The sequence below is a fragment of the Cytophagales bacterium genome, assembly GCA_019456305.1.
Taxonomy (GTDB): domain Bacteria; phylum Bacteroidota; class Bacteroidia; order Cytophagales; family VRUD01; genus VRUD01.
The window spans coordinates 39566-57247 of the sequence record VRUD01000013.1; the positions used below are offsets into that span (position 1 = coordinate 39566).

Consider the following 17682-nt stretch of genomic DNA (forward strand, 5'->3'; position numbering starts at 1 on the left):
ATTGCTATAGATCCTCCACCATAAACGATTATTGAATAAAGTGTCAAAGCATCCATTTTTTTATTTTTTTAAATGAAAACAAGTTTTCCGATATCATAAATTGCCTTGGCTAAATTTTCATATTTATTCATATTTCCAAATTATCTTATCAGTGTTACATCTCCATTTAAAGCCCCTTTTGTTCCATCGGTAAACTCAGCCTCGACATAGTAAACAAATACAGCCATATTCTGTTCTTTTCCATTGTGTTTTCCATCCCAGCCTACATCCGGGTCATTAACCGGAAAATCATTATTTTCAAATACTATTTCTCCCCACCGGTTATATATTACAAATTTGATCTTTTCTATATTGATTCCTCTGACGTAGAATTCGTCATTCTTTTTATCATTATTTGGAGAAAAGGCATTGGGGAGCCATAGCTGATTTTCTATACAAGTATCTTTCAAAGTTACGATCACTGAATCTACATTGGAGCAGCCATTTACATCAGTAACTTTTACAATATATTCAGTTGTAATCTCAGGATTTGCTACAGGATTAAAAATGTTTATATCACTTAATGTCGGATCAGGATTCCATAAATACTTAATACCACCCGTTGCATTTAATGAAATACGCTCTTCGGGGCACACTGAAAGATCATTTCCTGCATCGGCATTTGGTAAAGCATTCACGTATATAAATTTATTTTTAAAAACCGAACAATTAGCATTGGAAAAAGTATAAGTCAGCATTACGGTATCTCCTCCGGTTAACACAGAATCAAAAATGCCTAAGTCAGGATCAGTTATTCCTGCTCCTGACCACATCCCCCCAAGCGGACTATATCCACCTAGCGTAAACGACACGTTACCTTCACAAACAGAAGTATCATTCCCAGCATCTACAGATGTAAAAGGGATTACAATAGTTACTATCGGATTACCCGGAGTGCTTTGACAACCTGAACAGGTTACCTCGACTGTTAAGCTGTTTGTATCACCAAGAAGATTTGTAGTAAAAATACTATCTGTACCGCTCTGTATCAAAATGGCATTATTATAAAAATCATAATTACCACACCCTGCCGGCTCTGCTGTAAAAGTTATGCTTTCACCACTGCAAATAGAATCATCAGAAGCTGTTAAAGTTACTATTGGCAATGGGTTGATGATAATGGTAACAAATGAAGAAGGGCTTACACAGAGACCCACGGTTTCAATTACGTAATAAATTGTTGTTCCTATAGTAGTATCCGGAGAAAATGTTGTTCCTGTACCTATGACTGTGTCTAATCCAGGGTCTGAATACCATGTCAGAGTTCCGCCCATTGATGCTGATGCCGTCAGATCAGTCATTGAATCACCATCACAATAAGTTGCATTGGTTCCGGCCGAAGGTAGAGGAGGCGTACCTGGCGCAGTCATAGTTACTGTATCTCCAAAAACCCCGCAATTATTACTATCGGTAACCACAACGTAATAATTGCCGGAAGTCAATCCTGTAAAATTTCCACTACCGGTAAAGGTAGCGCCACCATCAATAGAATATAATAACGGAGGCGTACCACCTACTGCATAAATAGTAATTGTACCATTATCTACCCCGCACATATCAGGGTTTGTTGATGATGTAGAATCTATAACAGGCAAAGGGTTAACCGTAATTACAACAGAATCAAGTGGACTTTGACAGCCGCTTGCAGTTTGGGTTACGTAGTAAGTAGTTGTGCCGGTACCGGGAGAAATAGTAAATGGGGAGTCGGTTCCGATTGAAGTTGTAAGCCCCGGATCGGAGAACCATTCAATGTTAGTACCCGTTGCAGTAAGGTCTGCTACTGCACTTCCATCACAGTAGGTAGTATCAGCTAATGCTGTTGGAGCAGCAGGTATTGGATTTACCGTAAAAATTAAAGCATTGCTAATGGGACTCACACAACCATTAATGTCAACAACACCTACCGTAACGCTGTCTCCATTGATTAAAGTGGTCGTGGTGTAGGCGCTGTCCGGGCCACCCTGTACCAAAGAACCGTTAATTATAAATCCATATAAGCTGTAAACAGGTGGGGATGCGGTAAAAGTTACGCTATCTCCGGTACAAATCGTATCACCGTCTGAACTGCTTAAACTCACACTGGGCACAGGATTCACAGTGATAAGAATAGAATTGCTGGTTGGGCCGGGACACCCGAGAATATTAGGAACTACCACAGTGATGGTGTCTCCGTTTGAGAGGGTATCTGTTGAAAAAGTATTTGATGGCCCTGATTGTACAGAGGTGGTATTAACCCAAAATTCATAGTTAATATAAAAGGTTGGTGTAGCAGTAAAGGTTATGGTGTCACCCTGGCATATCGTGCTATCCGGGTCATTAATGGTCAAAGTAGCTTTTGGCGTAGGCACTACTATGGGCGTTAATAAAGCGATGGGATTGGTGAAGCATCCACCGGCAGATGCTATTACCTGTACACTATCGCCTGGCGCTAAACTGTCTGTTGTATAAATATTACTCGCACTATTCTGTACGGAAACACCGTTAATTAAAAATTCGTAGCTGACAAAACCTGACGGCACTGCCGTAAAAATGATGGTATCCCCTTCACAGATGCTGTCATTCGTAGCTGTTAAATTTAAGGTTAAAGCGCTTGTATCAACAGTAACCGTAATAGTATCTATTGGTTTTCCACAACAGGAATCAGCGGGCGTCAGGTTTAAAATGATATTATATGTTCCCACGGTATTAAAAAAAATGTTATTTACGTTTTGCAGGCCGGCTCCTGCCAAAGTATCAGGAGATGCACCTCCACCGAAAGTCCATTCATAAAATACACCCGAAAGTGTGGATGAAAAGTCTATTGGACAGCCTGCTGATATGGTTGTATCGTTAGGGCTGATAAAATTCCCTGAAGCAACCCCTGATCTGAAAATATGTACATAATCAGTAAAGGTTGTTGTTCCGAAAATAATGGTTTTTCTCCCCAGAGTTGAATAAGTTACAGAAAACGGTCCGGTACCGGTTGCACTACCAGGTGTAGCGTTAGCACCAAAATCCCAGATATCGGATGTTGGAGCAGTAAAGATAACTTCCACATTGGTACAGCCCACGTTGAGTACACTGATAAACGGAAGGTTACCCGGAACAGCAATAATGCCTAACACTATTGCAGCAGTACCACCCGGGTGTTCGTATAGTGGTAAATTTTCGCCTGATTGTCCATCTAGACCATCTCCACCAGCAACGCCATCACCACCACTGCCGCCATGTCCGCCACATCCGATATCATCATTAGAAAATTGATATCCTAGTCCCACGGCACCACCGGTACCGCCACTACCTCCAAAACCGCCATTTCCACCCAAACCAAATGAACCTGAAATTAAATTACAATCCTGGATTACACCACCTGCACCATTGTCGAATAAATAAACGGCATAAGAAGATCCGCCACCTTCGCCACCGGTTCCTCCAGCGCCACCTTCACCGCCTCCACCTCCACCGCCTCCGCCATCACCTGCACCGGCAGAGCATCCAAAAAGTACCTCTTTCTCACCGGCACCACCGCCTCCGCCATGCCCCCCTTGTCCACCGCAGCCATCAGTACCTGAAAACCCGGGAGTTCCAGTAACCCAATACCCACCCGCATGTGAACCGGTTCCTCCGGGCAATCCGGTACTTCCGGGAGCTCCAGAGATGCCGGAGTTGCCGTCTTTACCTGATAAATTAAAATCGCAATTAGCCCCATCGTTACAGCTTCCACTTTGAATACCCGGACCACCACCACCAGTATTCGCACCTCCACAAGCCGGGCACCAGCTACCATTCCCGCCAGATCCTCCATTTAATGCATCACCCAAAAAACTGCTGGTTGCTTGACCACCGCTTGCACCACCACCACCACCGCCACCGGCACGGCAGTTGCTAGGAATTACTCCCGCACCACCATTATCTCCCACACAACCACAACCTGATGACAATGTACCTCCGGAACCTCCGGTACCGCCTCCTACACCGCCACCGGTACCGCCAGTACCACCCTGACCTTCTTGGTCCCACGTATCATCAGCCCCTCCTGTTCCATTTCCACCGGGATTACCAGGTAGCCCGTTGGCACCCGTTATTCCATTTACACCATCTCCACCATTACCGGCAGTTACGGCACAACGAGTGATGTTGTAATTAGAACAACTGATCAAATGAATACCATAAACAGTTATCCCGGTGTTGACCGGTGCATCTACAACAGTGATCGTCAGATCCTGCAGCCTGAAATTAGAAATAGTGTTACCTTCCAGGGCGATCAATGCTTTATTTATATTATCAGGGTTAAGTGAATCCCTTGCTATAATGCTGCTGTCTGCATTGGTTTTTACCCAGGTGACCGGGTCAAAGCCGCCTTCAATGGTTGTATTGGCAGGTATCTGTAAGGTATTTGAAATATTGTAAACGCCATCAGCCAGCCACACGATCGTATCGGAAGCAATAACGAGGCTTAATCCATAGGTTAAATTGGCAGGTGTAGCCTTGGTGCCTGCAATGCCACTTGTTGCGCCTGCGGGAATTACGTATATGACGCCACATTCCTGGGCGTAGGATTGAATCCCTGTAAAATCGGGAGAAAATTGAAAATTGAAAAATAATGCTAGAAATACGCCAAACGATTTAGCCTTTAATAAATTTAGTTTCATTTTATTTTAATAAAAGTAGCTACAAAAATATACAAAGTAACTAACAAAAACAAAATACCGGTAAATAATAAATATAAAACATACTCATCGCTATAAACTTTTAAAACTTAATTAGTTTTTGAATATCTAACCTTCCTTCTCTTATTAATCGGAAAAAATAAATTCCTTTATTCACACCTGTTTTTGAAGCATCTATAAAGTATCTGTATTTACCACGCTCTTGTTTTTCCTCAACCACCGTATAAACCTTTTGCCCAAAGATATTATAAATTTCCAATGATACAAAACCTGAAGCATTCAGGGTATATTGAACCTGTACTTTATCGGAAAAAGGATTGGGATAAACGATTAGAGATTGATGATTATAAATTACAGATTGATCAATACCTGTCGTAGTATCTTCTACCTTGATGATCGTAAAGTTATCAAAAACTACTGCGTTTGTATCAATGAAATATGCATTCAACGTGTCCCCGGTTATCTCAAGCGCCATTGAACCGAGAATATAATCACCTGTAAACATTACAGGGTGGTCTAATTGCCCATCGCCTGCAAAGTTCCCTTTTTTAGCCGAGCTTCCAACAACAGCATAAACTGTTCCGTAATTGGCATTCGGGCCGGTAGTATACTTTATATATGGTGTACCATCTAACAGACTGCCGCTTGATGAATCAAGCAGCATGGTTGCAGTATCAAATGTATTGGAAAATCCATAATGGCCGCGTATCAGGTAGGAACGTTCGTAGTTATGACTATGCCCGCACAATACCAGATCAACACCATGATCTTCAAGGACCGGAAGAATGCTGTCACGCATGGCTTTCATAAAAAACTCAAATCCTGCAGGAGTATTTGGATAAACATTATCAGAATTGTGAGTGCCTTTTGAATAGGGAGTTTGATGCCAATAAGCAATGATCCATGGCTGATTTGTATTGGCAAGATCATTTTTAAGCCAGGAGATCATATCTGCACGGGCAGTAAAATCTATGTTGCCTGGCCAAAACACACCATTCCACTTTGCACTTTCTGAGTTCAGTGATAAAAAATGTACATTTCCATAATCAAATGAATAATACTCTTCTATTCCGCTGGAACTACCACCTGCTTCTCCACTGACAGGCATGGTAAAAATATCATAATAAACTCCTGTATGGGGTGTTGTAGTTGTATCAACGCTTGAATAGTCGTGATTGCCCGGACTGGGCCAAAGCACTGTCTTTGCAAATATCTCCGGATACATATCAAAAACATTTGTCTGATATTCTAATTCTGTTCCTGTGTCATAAGCATTATCTCCAAGCCATAGCCATACATCAGTATGCTGATTTCCCATATAGCTCTTATAAGCATCGCGTACAGCTCTTTGACCATTATTGCCTTCTCCAAAATCACCGATTGCCCACACCCTGACCGGCTGTACAGTACCCGGTAAAGGGGATGTTTGAAAATATTGCATACTATCCGGTCCTGTCAAAATAGAATCGCTTGTTGCAATTGCGTAGTAATAACGGGTGTTTGGTGATAGACCTGTGATCTTTACTTCGTGTTCGGTGGTAAGCGCAGCACTGTCAATGATTGACATTCCTGCAGTATCAGGCTGCAAACCATAATAAACCCTGCTGTTTACCGGAGTAAGTGAATCTGTTCTCCAGCGAACCACCATGCTATTGGGTGTACCAACTTGTAAATAGGGGCCTCTTCTGACTGATATGTTTTGGGCTTTTGAAAAAGTTGGCAGTAGGCAGTTGACAGTTGGCAATAGGCAGTAAACAGCAAGGAGTAGGCAGATCCCCCGGGTACTTGGGTAAATCTTAGCGGAGTTTATCCCGACACAGTCAGGGCTCCGATAGGTAATAGGCAATATTGCAACTTTTGTTCTGCACATGATGTGCAGGATTATTTTTTTGATTTTTTTCATTTGTAAATAATTTGTTTTTTGAAGTTCAAATAAAAACAAACAAAGATAAGTAATAAAATTTTATTAATACAAAATTTTATTATTTTTGCAATTAAAATAAAACTACCATGGAACCTACAATAACTTATGTAACATTGATAGCAGGATTAGTTACCATTACCTGGTTTATTAGGGATGTGAGGAAACAAAACAGTAAATCGCTTAAATCAATTGACCAAACTCAAATGAAGCAAAGTGAAATATTGCTGAAAATAGAGGAAGGGCAAAGAAAGGGTTTTGAAGTATTAGCAAAAATTCTTGAAAGAGTAGAAAAAAGCAGTGAAGCAACAGCCAGGATCCTTGAAAGAATAGAAAAAAGCAGTGAAGCAACAGCCGAGACCCTTGAAAGAATTCAAAAAAGCAGTGAAGCAACAGTAAAAAGCAGTGAAACACAAACAAAGATTCTCGATAAAATACTGGCAAAAGCTTAGAAAATTAACAATATAATCATGAGTCCACTCTAAAAAGTCTTTTTTGCCACAAAAGCACAAAAACACAAAATCCCACTAAAAATTAACTAATTGATTTTCAGGGTTTTGTGGGATTTAGTGCTTTGGTGTTTTAGTGGCATTTTTATTTTTTGGACTTATTAGAGTGGACTCAATCATTATGACTAAAATAAGAATTTTATCAGTAATTCTAATATTCACATTATTTCAAAGTGTTAATGCTCAAATTAAAATTTCGGGCAAGGTTTTAGATAATAGAAACAAGGAAGCCCTGGTTGGCACCAACATTGTGATCAAAGGAACAACCACAGGCACCACCACTAATTTTAATGGAGCATTTGAACTTGAAGTTGACTCATTGCCGGTAACATTACAAATCTCATTCATAGGTTATGTGAAAAAGGATTTGCGGGTAACCAATGCTGCTAAAGCCTTGAACATCTCGATGGAAGGTTTAGCGTTTACAGGGCAGGAAGTTGTGGTAACAGCTTCCAGGGTGGAAGAGACCATTATGGAATCTCCTGTTTCAATTCAAAAAATCAACGCCAGGGAGATCCAGGGTGCAGCATCAGGGGATTTTTACCAGGATATCGGCAATTTGCAAGGAGTGGATGTTGCTACGGCCAGTATGGGTTTTAAAGTTATAAATACAAGGGGGTTCAATACTACTTTTAACACCCGTTCCGTACAGTTTATAGATGGTATGGACAACCAGGCGCCAGGCCTCCAGGTCTCCGTTGGCAATCTTGTGGGCGCTTCTGAATTAGACCTTGAAAGTGTAGAGTTAATATCCGGTCCTGCTTCAGCATTATATGGTCCAAACGCTATGCAGGGAGTAGTCAGCATGACCACAAAAAACCCATTTGATTATACCGGATTAGACGTTTTGGTAAAAGGCGGGACAAGAAACCTTTTTGACGGGCAATTTCGATATGCCCAGGTTTTAGATACCTCTTTAATTCCTTCTTTACCATCTTTTTTAAACAACAAACTTGCTTTTAAATTTACCGGCTCTTATATGCAGGCAGATGATTGGGAAGCTATTGACACTGCTGCAAACAGGTATGGAGATGAATTTCTTGGAGGCGATGATCCGTTAGAAGTAGATCTCAGCAGTATCGTAGCTCAAGCACAATATGATACACTAAACTTTACACCGGATGAAATAGATGACTGGATCGCTTTAAATAATTTTCTTGGTTTCAATCGCGGCCTTTTCCCCGGGAAAATAAATATCCCATCAGCGCCTGGATATATGGAATCAGACCTTGCTGATTATTCCACTAAAAGTATAAAAGCCGGAGCAAGCCTTCACTATAAATTTAACGATAGTCTCAAAATATCCTACGATTATAAATTCGGACTTGGAACAGCAATTTTCCAGGCTACCAACAGGTTCAGTATCAAAAATATACAATTCCAGCAGCACAAATTAGAGCTAACCGGTAAAAACTTTTTCGTAAGAGGATACACAACGCTGGAAAATGCAGGCGATGCTTACGATATTGTATTTACAGGAATTTTCTTATCAAAGAAATCAATTGAGGATCTTTATGTTCCTGACTATTTAAGTGAATATTTTGATATTTTAGATACGCTAACCAATGGATTCGAAAGCAGTGACGACGGCAATTGGTGGAGTGAAGACAGACAGGCAATCATTGACAGCGCTCATTCTGCTGCTGTAAGTGCGGCTGCAAATTCATGGTATCAACCCGGTACGGCTCAATTTGATTCTGTTTATAATGCAACAATCAATATTCCTACCCGAAAAAAAGATGGCTCTAAATTTGTTGACGCCTCCTCTCTGCAGCATTTCGAAGCGCAATATGACTTTACTGAAATGCTTGGTAACAAATTAAATCTTGGATTATCCAGTATTATTGCAGGCGCTTCGTTCAGAAGATACAACCCTCATTCTTTTGGGACAATCTTTTCAGACACATTGATCAATCGCTCCGATGCTTTGGAAAGTGGAGATATTGACATCAATTCAGAATACGTAGATATTTCCACATGGGAATATGGAGCTTATACTCAAATCTCAAAACGCTTCTTAGACAACAAATTAAAAATAACCGGCTCCATCCGTTTTGATGATCACAAGAATTATGATCCGCAGCTTTCCCCCAGGGCATCAGCCGTTTACACGTACAAGGATAATAATTTCCGGGTTGCCGTCCAATCAGCTTTTCGAGCTCCTACATTACAGAACCAATACTTGTATATAGACCTTGGTGCACTATTTCTGGAAGGTAACCTGAACGGTTCAACTAATTATACACGAGGATCTGTTGATGCATTCAATGATATGTTTGATATTACAAAAGTCTCTCTTAATCAGTGGGTATATAATCTTGATCATATAGATTCAATAAGTAAAGCAACGCTAAAGATCATAACACTTGCCCCCCTGCAACCCGAACATGTTAACTCTTTAGAAATCGGTTACAGGAGTATTTTTAATAATGATCTATACGTTGATATGACTGTATATTACAGCATTTATTCTAATTTTATAGGCAACAGAAGAGTAATAAGGCCTTTGTTTTCCGGGACAGGTGTTCCAACAGGCGAAGATAGCATTAATGCTATTATTGCAGGTACCTCCAAACTGTATCAGATACCGGTCAATGCAAAAGAAGATATAACAACTTATGGCGGTTCAATTGGTATATCGTATTTTTTTGGCAGGGGACTGACGGCTAAGCTCAATTATACCTATGCTTTTATGGATACATCAAATCTTGGCGAATTCATTCCCGGTTTTAATACACCGAAAAATAAGTTTAATGTCGGCTTACAGGGAACCAGCATTTATAAAGGATTGGGATTTTCTGTTAATTATAAATGGATAGAAGGTTTCAGTTGGGAAAGTTCATTTGGTGACGGGAACGTACCAACTTACAATTTGTTGGATGTACAGTTAAACTATAATTTTTCCGATCTACATTCCATACTTCGGGTTGGCGCATCCAACCTGCTGAAAAATAGCCATATTGAAGCTTTTGGCGCTCCTGCTGTTGGGAGGATAATTTATACTTCGTGGACGTTTAGCCTGTAAATTCGATTTGAAAGTAAATTTTTCATTTTGGGGCATCTCTAAAAACTACATATTTTTTAAAACACACCCCTTGCCCCTCTTGATAGAGGGGAATGTATGGTGTAGTTTTTAGAGATGCCCTTTGGTATTTATTTAAAGTTGTTTAAAATTCTTTGTTTGTCCTCATTCTCTTTGTTGTTCTTGTGATACAGCTCTACAAAAATTTATTATTCCTGGTTTAGTTGTTTTAGTGTGACGGGTTCCGAATGTGGATTTCCGTGATCTCTTATTGTGAGCCCGACTTGGAGTCGGACTCCCATGGGGTTCGGACTCCCACGCTATCGGAGTCCCACTCCGAGTGGGGCTCCGAATAATGAGGATTTCCGTGGTCTCTTATTGTGAGCCCGACCGGGAGTCGGACTCCCATATTCCCCAGTACGGTCGTTCCTCCCTACGGGGTAAACCTCACTATGGGGCAGGCTGGGAGTCGGACTCCCACGCTATCGGAGTCCCGTTCGTTCCCCAGTACGGTCGTTCCTCCCTACAGGGAATTAACGATGCCATCGCTTTATTTAGTTAACGACCAATTAATTATACTGCTGTTGTTTTAAGCAATGATGTTGTTAAATATATTGGTTTTTAGCGATGGCATCGTTTGTCCGAACCCCATGGGAGTCGGACTCCCATGGGGTTCGGACTCCCACGCTATCGGAGTCCCACTCCGAGCTACATCAACCCTCTCACTCTCGCCAGACTCAGTCCGGTTACTTCTGCTATAAATTGGATATCTGACCCTTTTGCCAGCATTTTCCCTGTTATCTCATACCTTTCATCCTTCCTCGCCTTCTTCACGATCGTATTCTCCACCCTCTTAGTGAGCATTTTTACGCTAAAGTCTCGCTGTGTTTTTACCTTCAGCCTGGCGGTGGCGCGGGCGATGCGCAGGACGAAGCCCTCAAACGGAATGAGCAATGCGCCTATGGACACATTAAGCACGATCTTCAGGATAACGATACCGGTGATGTAGGAGGCAAGCGCCTCCTCGGTGTAGTTTTGCGCGTACTCCAGCACTAAGAAGATGAACATATAAGCAAGTACTTTTATGAGCTTCTGGCGTTTTTCTCCTGTGCCGCGCAGCATTAGTATAATACAGAACAAGCCGAACAACACCCCGCCCTGCAGCGCATAAAACCACCACGTTAACCACCAGGGCGGCAGGATGCGAAAGCGGTACTCCCCTATAGCACTCTCATGCCCATACACATTCTTTGCCTTTACCCTGAAGGTGTATTTGCCGGGGTCTAAGTTGGTGAAGTTGGTTTTGGTTTCTGTGCTCCACGGGCTCCAGTCTTTGGTAGTACCCTCCAGGAAAAAGCTGTACTGCGTTTTCTCTTCCTTTACATAAAAAGGCGCAGCAAAGCGGAAAGTGAAATTATTCATGTCATAAGGGAGTACGGGCGCCATTGCTGCCGGCTGTTTTTGTACTACACGCGGCGCTGCCGTGCCGGTATTATAACCAAAGCCGCCATACAGCACCGTATCTCTTATCACACCCGGTTTCCCCCCTTTGGTGGGAGGGCGATGTCCAGTGGACATTGAGCCAGCCTGTGGGAGGGGGGCTCTCACTTCGGTGACCATGCAGGGGTAGGGATGCTCATAATTCAATACAATCGAAGGATCATACCGCAGTAGCCCGTCATCTCCGCCTATCCATATTAACCCATCCTGCGCAGGGTAAATGACGCGTGGAACCCCTATATTCATGCTCAAAAAAGGGATGGTATCCACCATGTATGCACCTTGCGGGGTTAATTTGCAGTGAACGACCTTACTTTTACTTGACATCCACACATCCCCGTTGGGCGCCTGGAAAAAGCTGTATACCGGCCTTCCCGTATCTGCAAACATTGCTCCAAACTGGGTGCAGGGTATGATCCTGTAGCGCTTCCTGTCAGGGGTAGAGACACGGTGCACCGTGTCTCTACCCCCTCCTGGGGCTGCTTCGTACAACCCCTTATCAGTACACACCATCACCTCCCAGGTTCCATCAGGAGATTTCCAGGGGAAAACCCCGGTATATCCTTCCGGTACTTCCCTGCCTGCCTGATAATGCTCATGCCCGGTCACATTTCCATGCTCATCCACGAGTATCCGGTGCACTCCCTCATAGATTGTGCCTGCCCACACCTCGGTAAGGGTTGTATCGGAAGGCAGGGGACGGGTAACTATATCATATATTTCTCTTATCTCCTTATTCGAAAGGAGTTGTTTTGACTCCCAGCCTGGGTGACCCTGCCGTTGAGCTACTCTGTATAAACCATCCCTGCCGCCTGTAAATATAGCTCCCCTGTGGCTGATGGCAAGGCCTTGACTTTGTGCTTTCAGTATTTTCTCAACAATTACATCACTTTCAACTGATTTTCCGACTGCCGACTGTTTACCCCGTAGGGAGAAACGACCGTACTGGGGCCGACTGCCGACTTGTTCACGGGCGGGTTGTATGGAATATAAGCCGACATTTCCTGCAAGGATAAACCTGCCGGTTGGAGGATGGTACCGGATGTTCCGACACTGACTTTCAATGCCCGGTACTTTTTGAAACAGGCTGCCTGTTGCTGCGGAACCGGTCATTTTCGCTTTGCTTTCCCTGCCGCCAGCGCTGTAATAACAGCCCTGTGCTGTGGCAAGCCACACAGCAGCAGCCGGGGTATTTTCATTCATGATGGCAATGGATTGAATTTTTCCATCTATCCCATCATTGTATCCATACCAGCCAACGGGTGAGGGAAACTCTAACCGGCTGATACCGTTGTTAGTGCACAGCCATACAGCGCCCGGGGGCGCTGCTTCCATAGCGCCTGATGCAGCGGGAAGATACAACTGGTTCCATATAAGGTTATCACTCAGCCCCTCTTTTTTACTTAAATGGAACAGCGGGGTCAAAGCCATGCCGCCTGCCCCGTTGGATCCTTCTTCCATCCAACCTGGGCCGGTCAGCTCCAAACCAACTATTCCGTCATTTCGTGTTCCTGCCATGTACAGGGGAGGGATGCCGCTGAAAGAGAGCAATGCCGCGTTATAGGGTAATGCAGAAGGGTTGTAGCGCACGTATTGTCCGTTCCTGATGAGCAGCCCTCCCGGACCCGCCTGCCATAGGCCTTTGGCCTGTCCGCCAGACAGGCGGGCGGGCAGGTTTTGAAAATCCGGCAGCTCCGTATCAGCGCCCGTCACCCCGGGGTAAACCTGCCCTGCCGCTTTGTCGTACCGGTAAAAGCCACCGGGCTTCACATACAAAAGCAAGCCGGTATAGTTACCGGCAGCCATCGCTTCCCCGGTTGCGTCCGGATAAACCTGCTGTACGGGATGAAGGGCATAAATGCGTCCTTCTTTTACAATGGTTTTGGTACCGGGAAGCAGCTCCCATGCTGTTCCGCCTGCCCCGTCCGTAAGATTAGGATCAAAGGTAAGGATGCCCAATCCATCATGCTGGATATAAAGCGATGCCTCTGTATCTTTCCGGTTTCCCCCGGCATTGCCGGTTGCAGGGGCAGTTCCTCCGGCTTCGACCAGGGCGGGTGCATAAAATGAACTGAAAAACAGGCCGGAAGTGGTGGTATTTAACTTTTCCGTGTTTTCCTTTTTGGCGCTGCCGGCCTGCCCCGTACCGGAGGCCGGGGGTATTTGTTCCTGCCTGCCTGTTATTTCATTGTAAACCGAGTCAGGCAGGAAAACCTCCATCTTTCCTGTTTCTGGCTGATAGAGGAACAGATGGGAGTATGCATTAAATACAATACCAAACCGGGTGGCATGGGTCTCCCATACACTGGAGAATTGCCCCGTACCGGAGGCCGGGGGTATTTTGTCTGTCAGCGACACATATTCCAGCGCTCCGGTAATGGTACTTGCATTTAATATTTCGTACTTCCCTGTTGGGGCGATATATCCGAACTCACCGCTGCCACCCGCATAAATAATGCCTGAAGCGGTATCTAAGTCCATGCTGACTATATAATTCCCGGCTCCCACCGGCACATGGCTCCAGGAGGCGCCATCGTAGATGAATATTTCATCTGCGGTTCCAAAATATGCCCTTCCGGCTTTGTCTGTTGCGGCACAGAATACCTGGCTGTGTGCTTTGTATTGTTTTGGAGTAAAATTGGTGATGGCCGGTCTATGGGGCAGTTGGGCAGTTGCTTCAAGCGTGCATTGAAGGAGCAACACAGCAGTTGCGATAAATCGGATGTAGTTTGATGTTTTCATGGTTGATAATTGTTAAGATAAAGAACTACAGGAATAAAAGTAAAAAGTAAAAAGTAAAAATATGGAGGCAGTTTTTTTCATTTTAAGTAATGAGTCCACTCTAATAAGTCTTTTTTGCCACAAAAGCACAAAAACACAAAATCCCACTAAAAAGAATTGTCATTGCGAGCGCAGCGAAGCAATCCATTCATAGAAAGTAGTACAATTAAACAGATTGCTTCGGTCGCTGCGCTCCCTCGCAATGACAGTTTTGTGTTATTATTTTCTTTTTGTTCGTAAGATCATTTCGCAATCCTTCTCTACGACACAACAAGCTCATATTTTTCTCCCACTTCATTCAAAATCTCACTGACCTCCTTAAGTGTTTCTCCCGTAACCAGCCTTGTCCGCAAAGGTTTAAAATCCGGGAACCCCCTGAAATAATTACTGTAATGCCTGCGCATTTCAAAAATGCCGGTTCGCGGCCCTTTCCATTCTATGGATCTTGCCAGATGCTTTTTACAGACTTCAACCCTTTCTTCTATATCAGGAGGAGGTAGTTTTTCACCGGTTCTGAAATAATGCTTAATTTCATTAAATATCCAGGGATATCCGATAGCTGCTCTTCCGATCATAATTCCATCTACACCATATTGAGCCCTGTATTCCACGGCTTTCTCAGGGGAAACAACATCGCCATTTCCAAATATAGGAATATGTATGTCATCACAATTTTTAACTTCCGCTATCAATGACCAGTCTGCATTTCCTTTATACATTTGTTGTCTTGTACGGCCATGTATTGTGAGGGCTTTAATTCCGGCATCCTGCAGGCGCTTTGCTACTTCAACTATTTTAATTGAATGATCATCCCAGCCTAAGCGCGTTTTAACGGTAACAGGCAAGGTACATTTTTTCACAATTTCTTCGGTCATTTTCTGCATTTTGGGCAAGTCTAACAGGATACCTGCTCCGGCACCCTTGCAGGCAACATTTTTAACAGGGCAGCCATAGTTTATATCAATCAGCTCAGGATCAGCCGCTTCAGCAATAGCAGCAGCCTCCCGCATTGATTCGATCTTATCCCCAAATATCTGGATACCAATTGGCCGTTCATAATCGTAAATGTCTAACTTTCGCACACTTTTCTCAGCGCTTCTGATCAGCCCTTCTGAAGAGATAAACTCTGTGTAAAGCAGATCTGCCCCCTTGTCCTTACACACAGCCCTGAACGGAGGATCACTGACATCTTCCATGGGAGCGAGTAATAATGGGAATTCTCCAAGTTCTAAATTGCCGATACGTACCATGTGAAGGGTGCATAGCGCATAGCGCATGGCGCATGGCGCATAGCTGCCACCGCTCTGCTCTCTGCACTATGTTTTTACAAGTTTTTCCCGTAAATTTACGCAATTATGTCTTTAAATCCAAAACTTGTTCCGGGCGAAGCGAGGAATCTAATCCAAAATCCACAATATTCGAAACTCGAAACTCGAACTGCAACCCAAAGCACCTTGCTATCCCTGGGCATGCTGATATTATTCATTTTTGCCGGATGGTTGATATTTCAATTTATTGCAGCAGTGGCAGTTTTGCCATTCTTTGATTTTGATATTATCACCATGCAAAATGTTTTCAGTGACCCTGTAAATAATCCTGAATCAAAAATCCCATTCCTGGTAATTCAGGGAATTGTATCATTAGGTATGTTTATTATTTCGCCTCTACTATTCATGTATTTCATTGATAAGAGCAATCTTTACAATTTTCTCTCCTCCCTTGTCCCCCGTCTCTTGTTCCTCGTCCCGATGGTGATAACTATAATTATAGTAATCGTATTGATGCCTCTGAATTCAGCCATAATTGAATGGAACGCTAATATAAAATTCCCGGAGATTCTTTCTTCTTTCGAACAGTGGGCTGCTGAAAAAGAATTAATGCTTAAAGAGCTAACAAATTTAATTACAGATTTTACCAGCTTCCCGCAATTTTTACTGGGGGTTTTGGTAATAGCAATCATTCCTGCAGTAGGAGAAGAGCTCGTTTTTAGAGGGTTGGTACAAAATAAATTGTTTCAGGTAACCAAAAACCGGCACATTGCTATATGGATCTCTGCTTTCTTGTTCAGCGCTATCCACATACAGTTTTATGGCTTTTTCCCCAGAATGCTGCTTGGAATAATTTTTGGCTATCTTTATCTCTGGTCGGGAAATTTATTGATTCCGATAATTGCTCATTTTATAAATAATTGCTTTACTGCCGTGATCATTTATCTAGGAAAACTAAATATTATTACCTTTGATATTGAATCAACCGAAGCTATGCCAATTGAGCTTGTGATTACCTCGTTGGTATTAACTATTGGATTAATTTTTTTGTTTAGAAAATCTGTGTAATCTATGAAATCTGTGGTTAAAAAACGTATCCTCGTTGGTATTATCGGAGCCGCTCTGATAATTTTCTGCATTTGCTTCAGTGCATGGACCTATTTTGCTTTGTTCTTCCTGATATGTCTTTTCAGCCAGTTAGAATTTTACAAAAATGTGGCTGCGGGTCGTATTTGTAATCCGGCTCTATATTTAGGGCTCATCTGCGGGCTAACTTTATTCACATCAACTTTCTTAATAGAAAAAGAAATTATTAGCCAAAACTATTATTATCTTTTATTCCCATTTTTAAGTTTAATTTTTCTTTTTGAACTCTTTAAACCGGCATCCAGTATCCAGTCAGAGCGAAGCGGAGATCCAGATCTACCAGGGCATCCAGCATCCAGCTTCACCAACATTGCTTTTACTTTTTTAGGAATAATCTACATTGCCCTCCCACTTGCACTGTTAAACATTGCAGCCTTTTCAACAGAACATTCTGCTATCCAACATCTAATATCCAGTATCCGGCATCCAGCATCCAGCATCCAGTATTATAGTTACCAGGTCATTTTAGGGATTTTACTCATCGTATGGGCTAATGATACACTGGCATATTTTGTAGGGATCAATTTTGGCCGAACAAAGCTTTTTCAGCGCATCTCACCGAAAAAAACCTGGGAAGGAACCATCGGGGGTGGTGTTGCTTCGCTCATCACTGCCTTGATTTTATCTTTTTATTTCAAAGACCTGCTGTTGTGGCAATGGATGACTTTATCTTTGATAATAATCATATCATCTACATTAGGCGACCTTGTGGAATCATTATTCAAACGCAGCCTTAACATAAAAGATTCGGCAACAACAATTCCCGGCCACGGAGGATTTCTTGACAGGTTTGACGGGCTGTTCCTGGCAGCGCCTTTTGTGACGGCATTTTTAAAATTTTTGTAAC

At 42.9% G+C, this 17682-nt stretch carries 8 protein-coding genes and 1 pseudogene; 5 read left to right on the forward strand and 4 right to left on the reverse strand.

The features are described from left to right. Window positions 1–140: 140 nt before the first annotated feature. Window positions 141–1595 (reverse strand): gliding motility-associated C-terminal domain-containing protein, encoded by a 1455-nt coding sequence (locus tag FVQ77_04425; protein ID MBW8049580.1) that lies wholly within the window; start codon window positions 1593–1595, stop codon window positions 141–143. Between the two features lie 1705 nt (window positions 1596–3300). Between FVQ77_04425 and FVQ77_04430 the strand changes: the two are divergent. Continuing rightward, a pseudogene (locus FVQ77_04430) lies at window positions 3301–3495 on the forward strand (isocitrate dehydrogenase (NADP(+))). A gap of 1275 nt (window positions 3496–4770) precedes the next feature. Here FVQ77_04430 and FVQ77_04435 read toward each other — a convergent pair. Next, on the reverse strand, window positions 4771–6591 hold the full coding sequence (locus FVQ77_04435; protein MBW8049581.1) for a T9SS type A sorting domain-containing protein: 1821 nt from the start codon (window positions 6589–6591) through the stop codon (window positions 4771–4773). 107 nt (window positions 6592–6698) lie between these two features. Between FVQ77_04435 and FVQ77_04440 the strand changes: the two genes are divergently transcribed. Together FVQ77_04440 and FVQ77_04445 are read left to right on the forward strand one after the other, a co-directional pair. Next, window positions 6699–7061 (forward strand): hypothetical protein, encoded by a 363-nt coding sequence (locus FVQ77_04440; protein ID MBW8049582.1) that lies wholly within the window; start codon window positions 6699–6701, stop codon window positions 7059–7061. Window positions 7062–7239: 178 nt separating this feature from the next. Further along, on the forward strand, window positions 7240–10143 hold the full coding sequence (locus tag FVQ77_04445) for a TonB-dependent receptor (GenBank protein MBW8049583.1): 2904 nt from the start codon (window positions 7240–7242) through the stop codon (window positions 10141–10143). 705 nt (window positions 10144–10848) lie between these two features. Here FVQ77_04445 and FVQ77_04450 read toward each other — a convergent pair. Then, entirely contained in the window at window positions 10849–14382 is a 3534-nt protein-coding gene (locus FVQ77_04450) for a hypothetical protein (GenBank protein ID MBW8049584.1), read from the reverse strand. Window positions 14383–14681: 299 nt separating this feature from the next. After that, window positions 14682–15671 carry a tRNA dihydrouridine synthase DusB gene (gene dusB / locus FVQ77_04455; GenBank protein MBW8049585.1) on the reverse strand — a complete coding sequence of 330 codons (990 nt, stop codon included), beginning with the start codon at window positions 15669–15671 and terminating at the stop codon, window positions 14682–14684. 105 nt (window positions 15672–15776) lie between these two features. Between dusB and FVQ77_04460 the strand changes: the two genes are divergently transcribed. Together FVQ77_04460 and FVQ77_04465 are read left to right on the forward strand one after the other, a co-directional pair. After that, on the forward strand, window positions 15777–16757 hold the full coding sequence (locus FVQ77_04460; protein MBW8049586.1) for a CPBP family intramembrane metalloprotease: 981 nt from the start codon (window positions 15777–15779) through the stop codon (window positions 16755–16757). Window positions 16758–16760: 3 nt separating this feature from the next. After that, window positions 16761–17681, forward strand: coding sequence for a phosphatidate cytidylyltransferase (locus FVQ77_04465; GenBank protein ID MBW8049587.1), 921 nt, complete (start codon window positions 16761–16763; stop codon window positions 17679–17681). The last annotated feature ends 1 nt before the right edge of the window (window position 17682 follow it).

Coding starts and splice junctions, on each gene's coding strand:
- FVQ77_04465 (MBW8049587.1), top strand. CDS start 16,761: ATGAAATCTGTGGTTAAAAAACGTATCCTCGTTGGTATTATCGGAGCC.
- FVQ77_04425 (MBW8049580.1), bottom strand. CDS start 1,595: ATGTGCGGGGTAGATAATGGTACAATTACTATTTATGCAGTAGGTGGT.
- dusB (MBW8049585.1), bottom strand. CDS start 15,671: ATGGTACGTATCGGCAATTTAGAACTTGGAGAATTCCCATTATTACTC.
- FVQ77_04445 (MBW8049583.1), top strand. CDS start 7,240: ATGACTAAAATAAGAATTTTATCAGTAATTCTAATATTCACATTATTT.
- FVQ77_04450 (MBW8049584.1), bottom strand. CDS start 14,382: ATGAAAACATCAAACTACATCCGATTTATCGCAACTGCTGTGTTGCTC.
- FVQ77_04435 (MBW8049581.1), bottom strand. CDS start 6,591: ATGAAAAAAATCAAAAAAATAATCCTGCACATCATGTGCAGAACAAAA.
- FVQ77_04460 (MBW8049586.1), top strand. CDS start 15,777: ATGTCTTTAAATCCAAAACTTGTTCCGGGCGAAGCGAGGAATCTAATC.
- FVQ77_04440 (MBW8049582.1), top strand. CDS start 6,699: ATGGAACCTACAATAACTTATGTAACATTGATAGCAGGATTAGTTACC.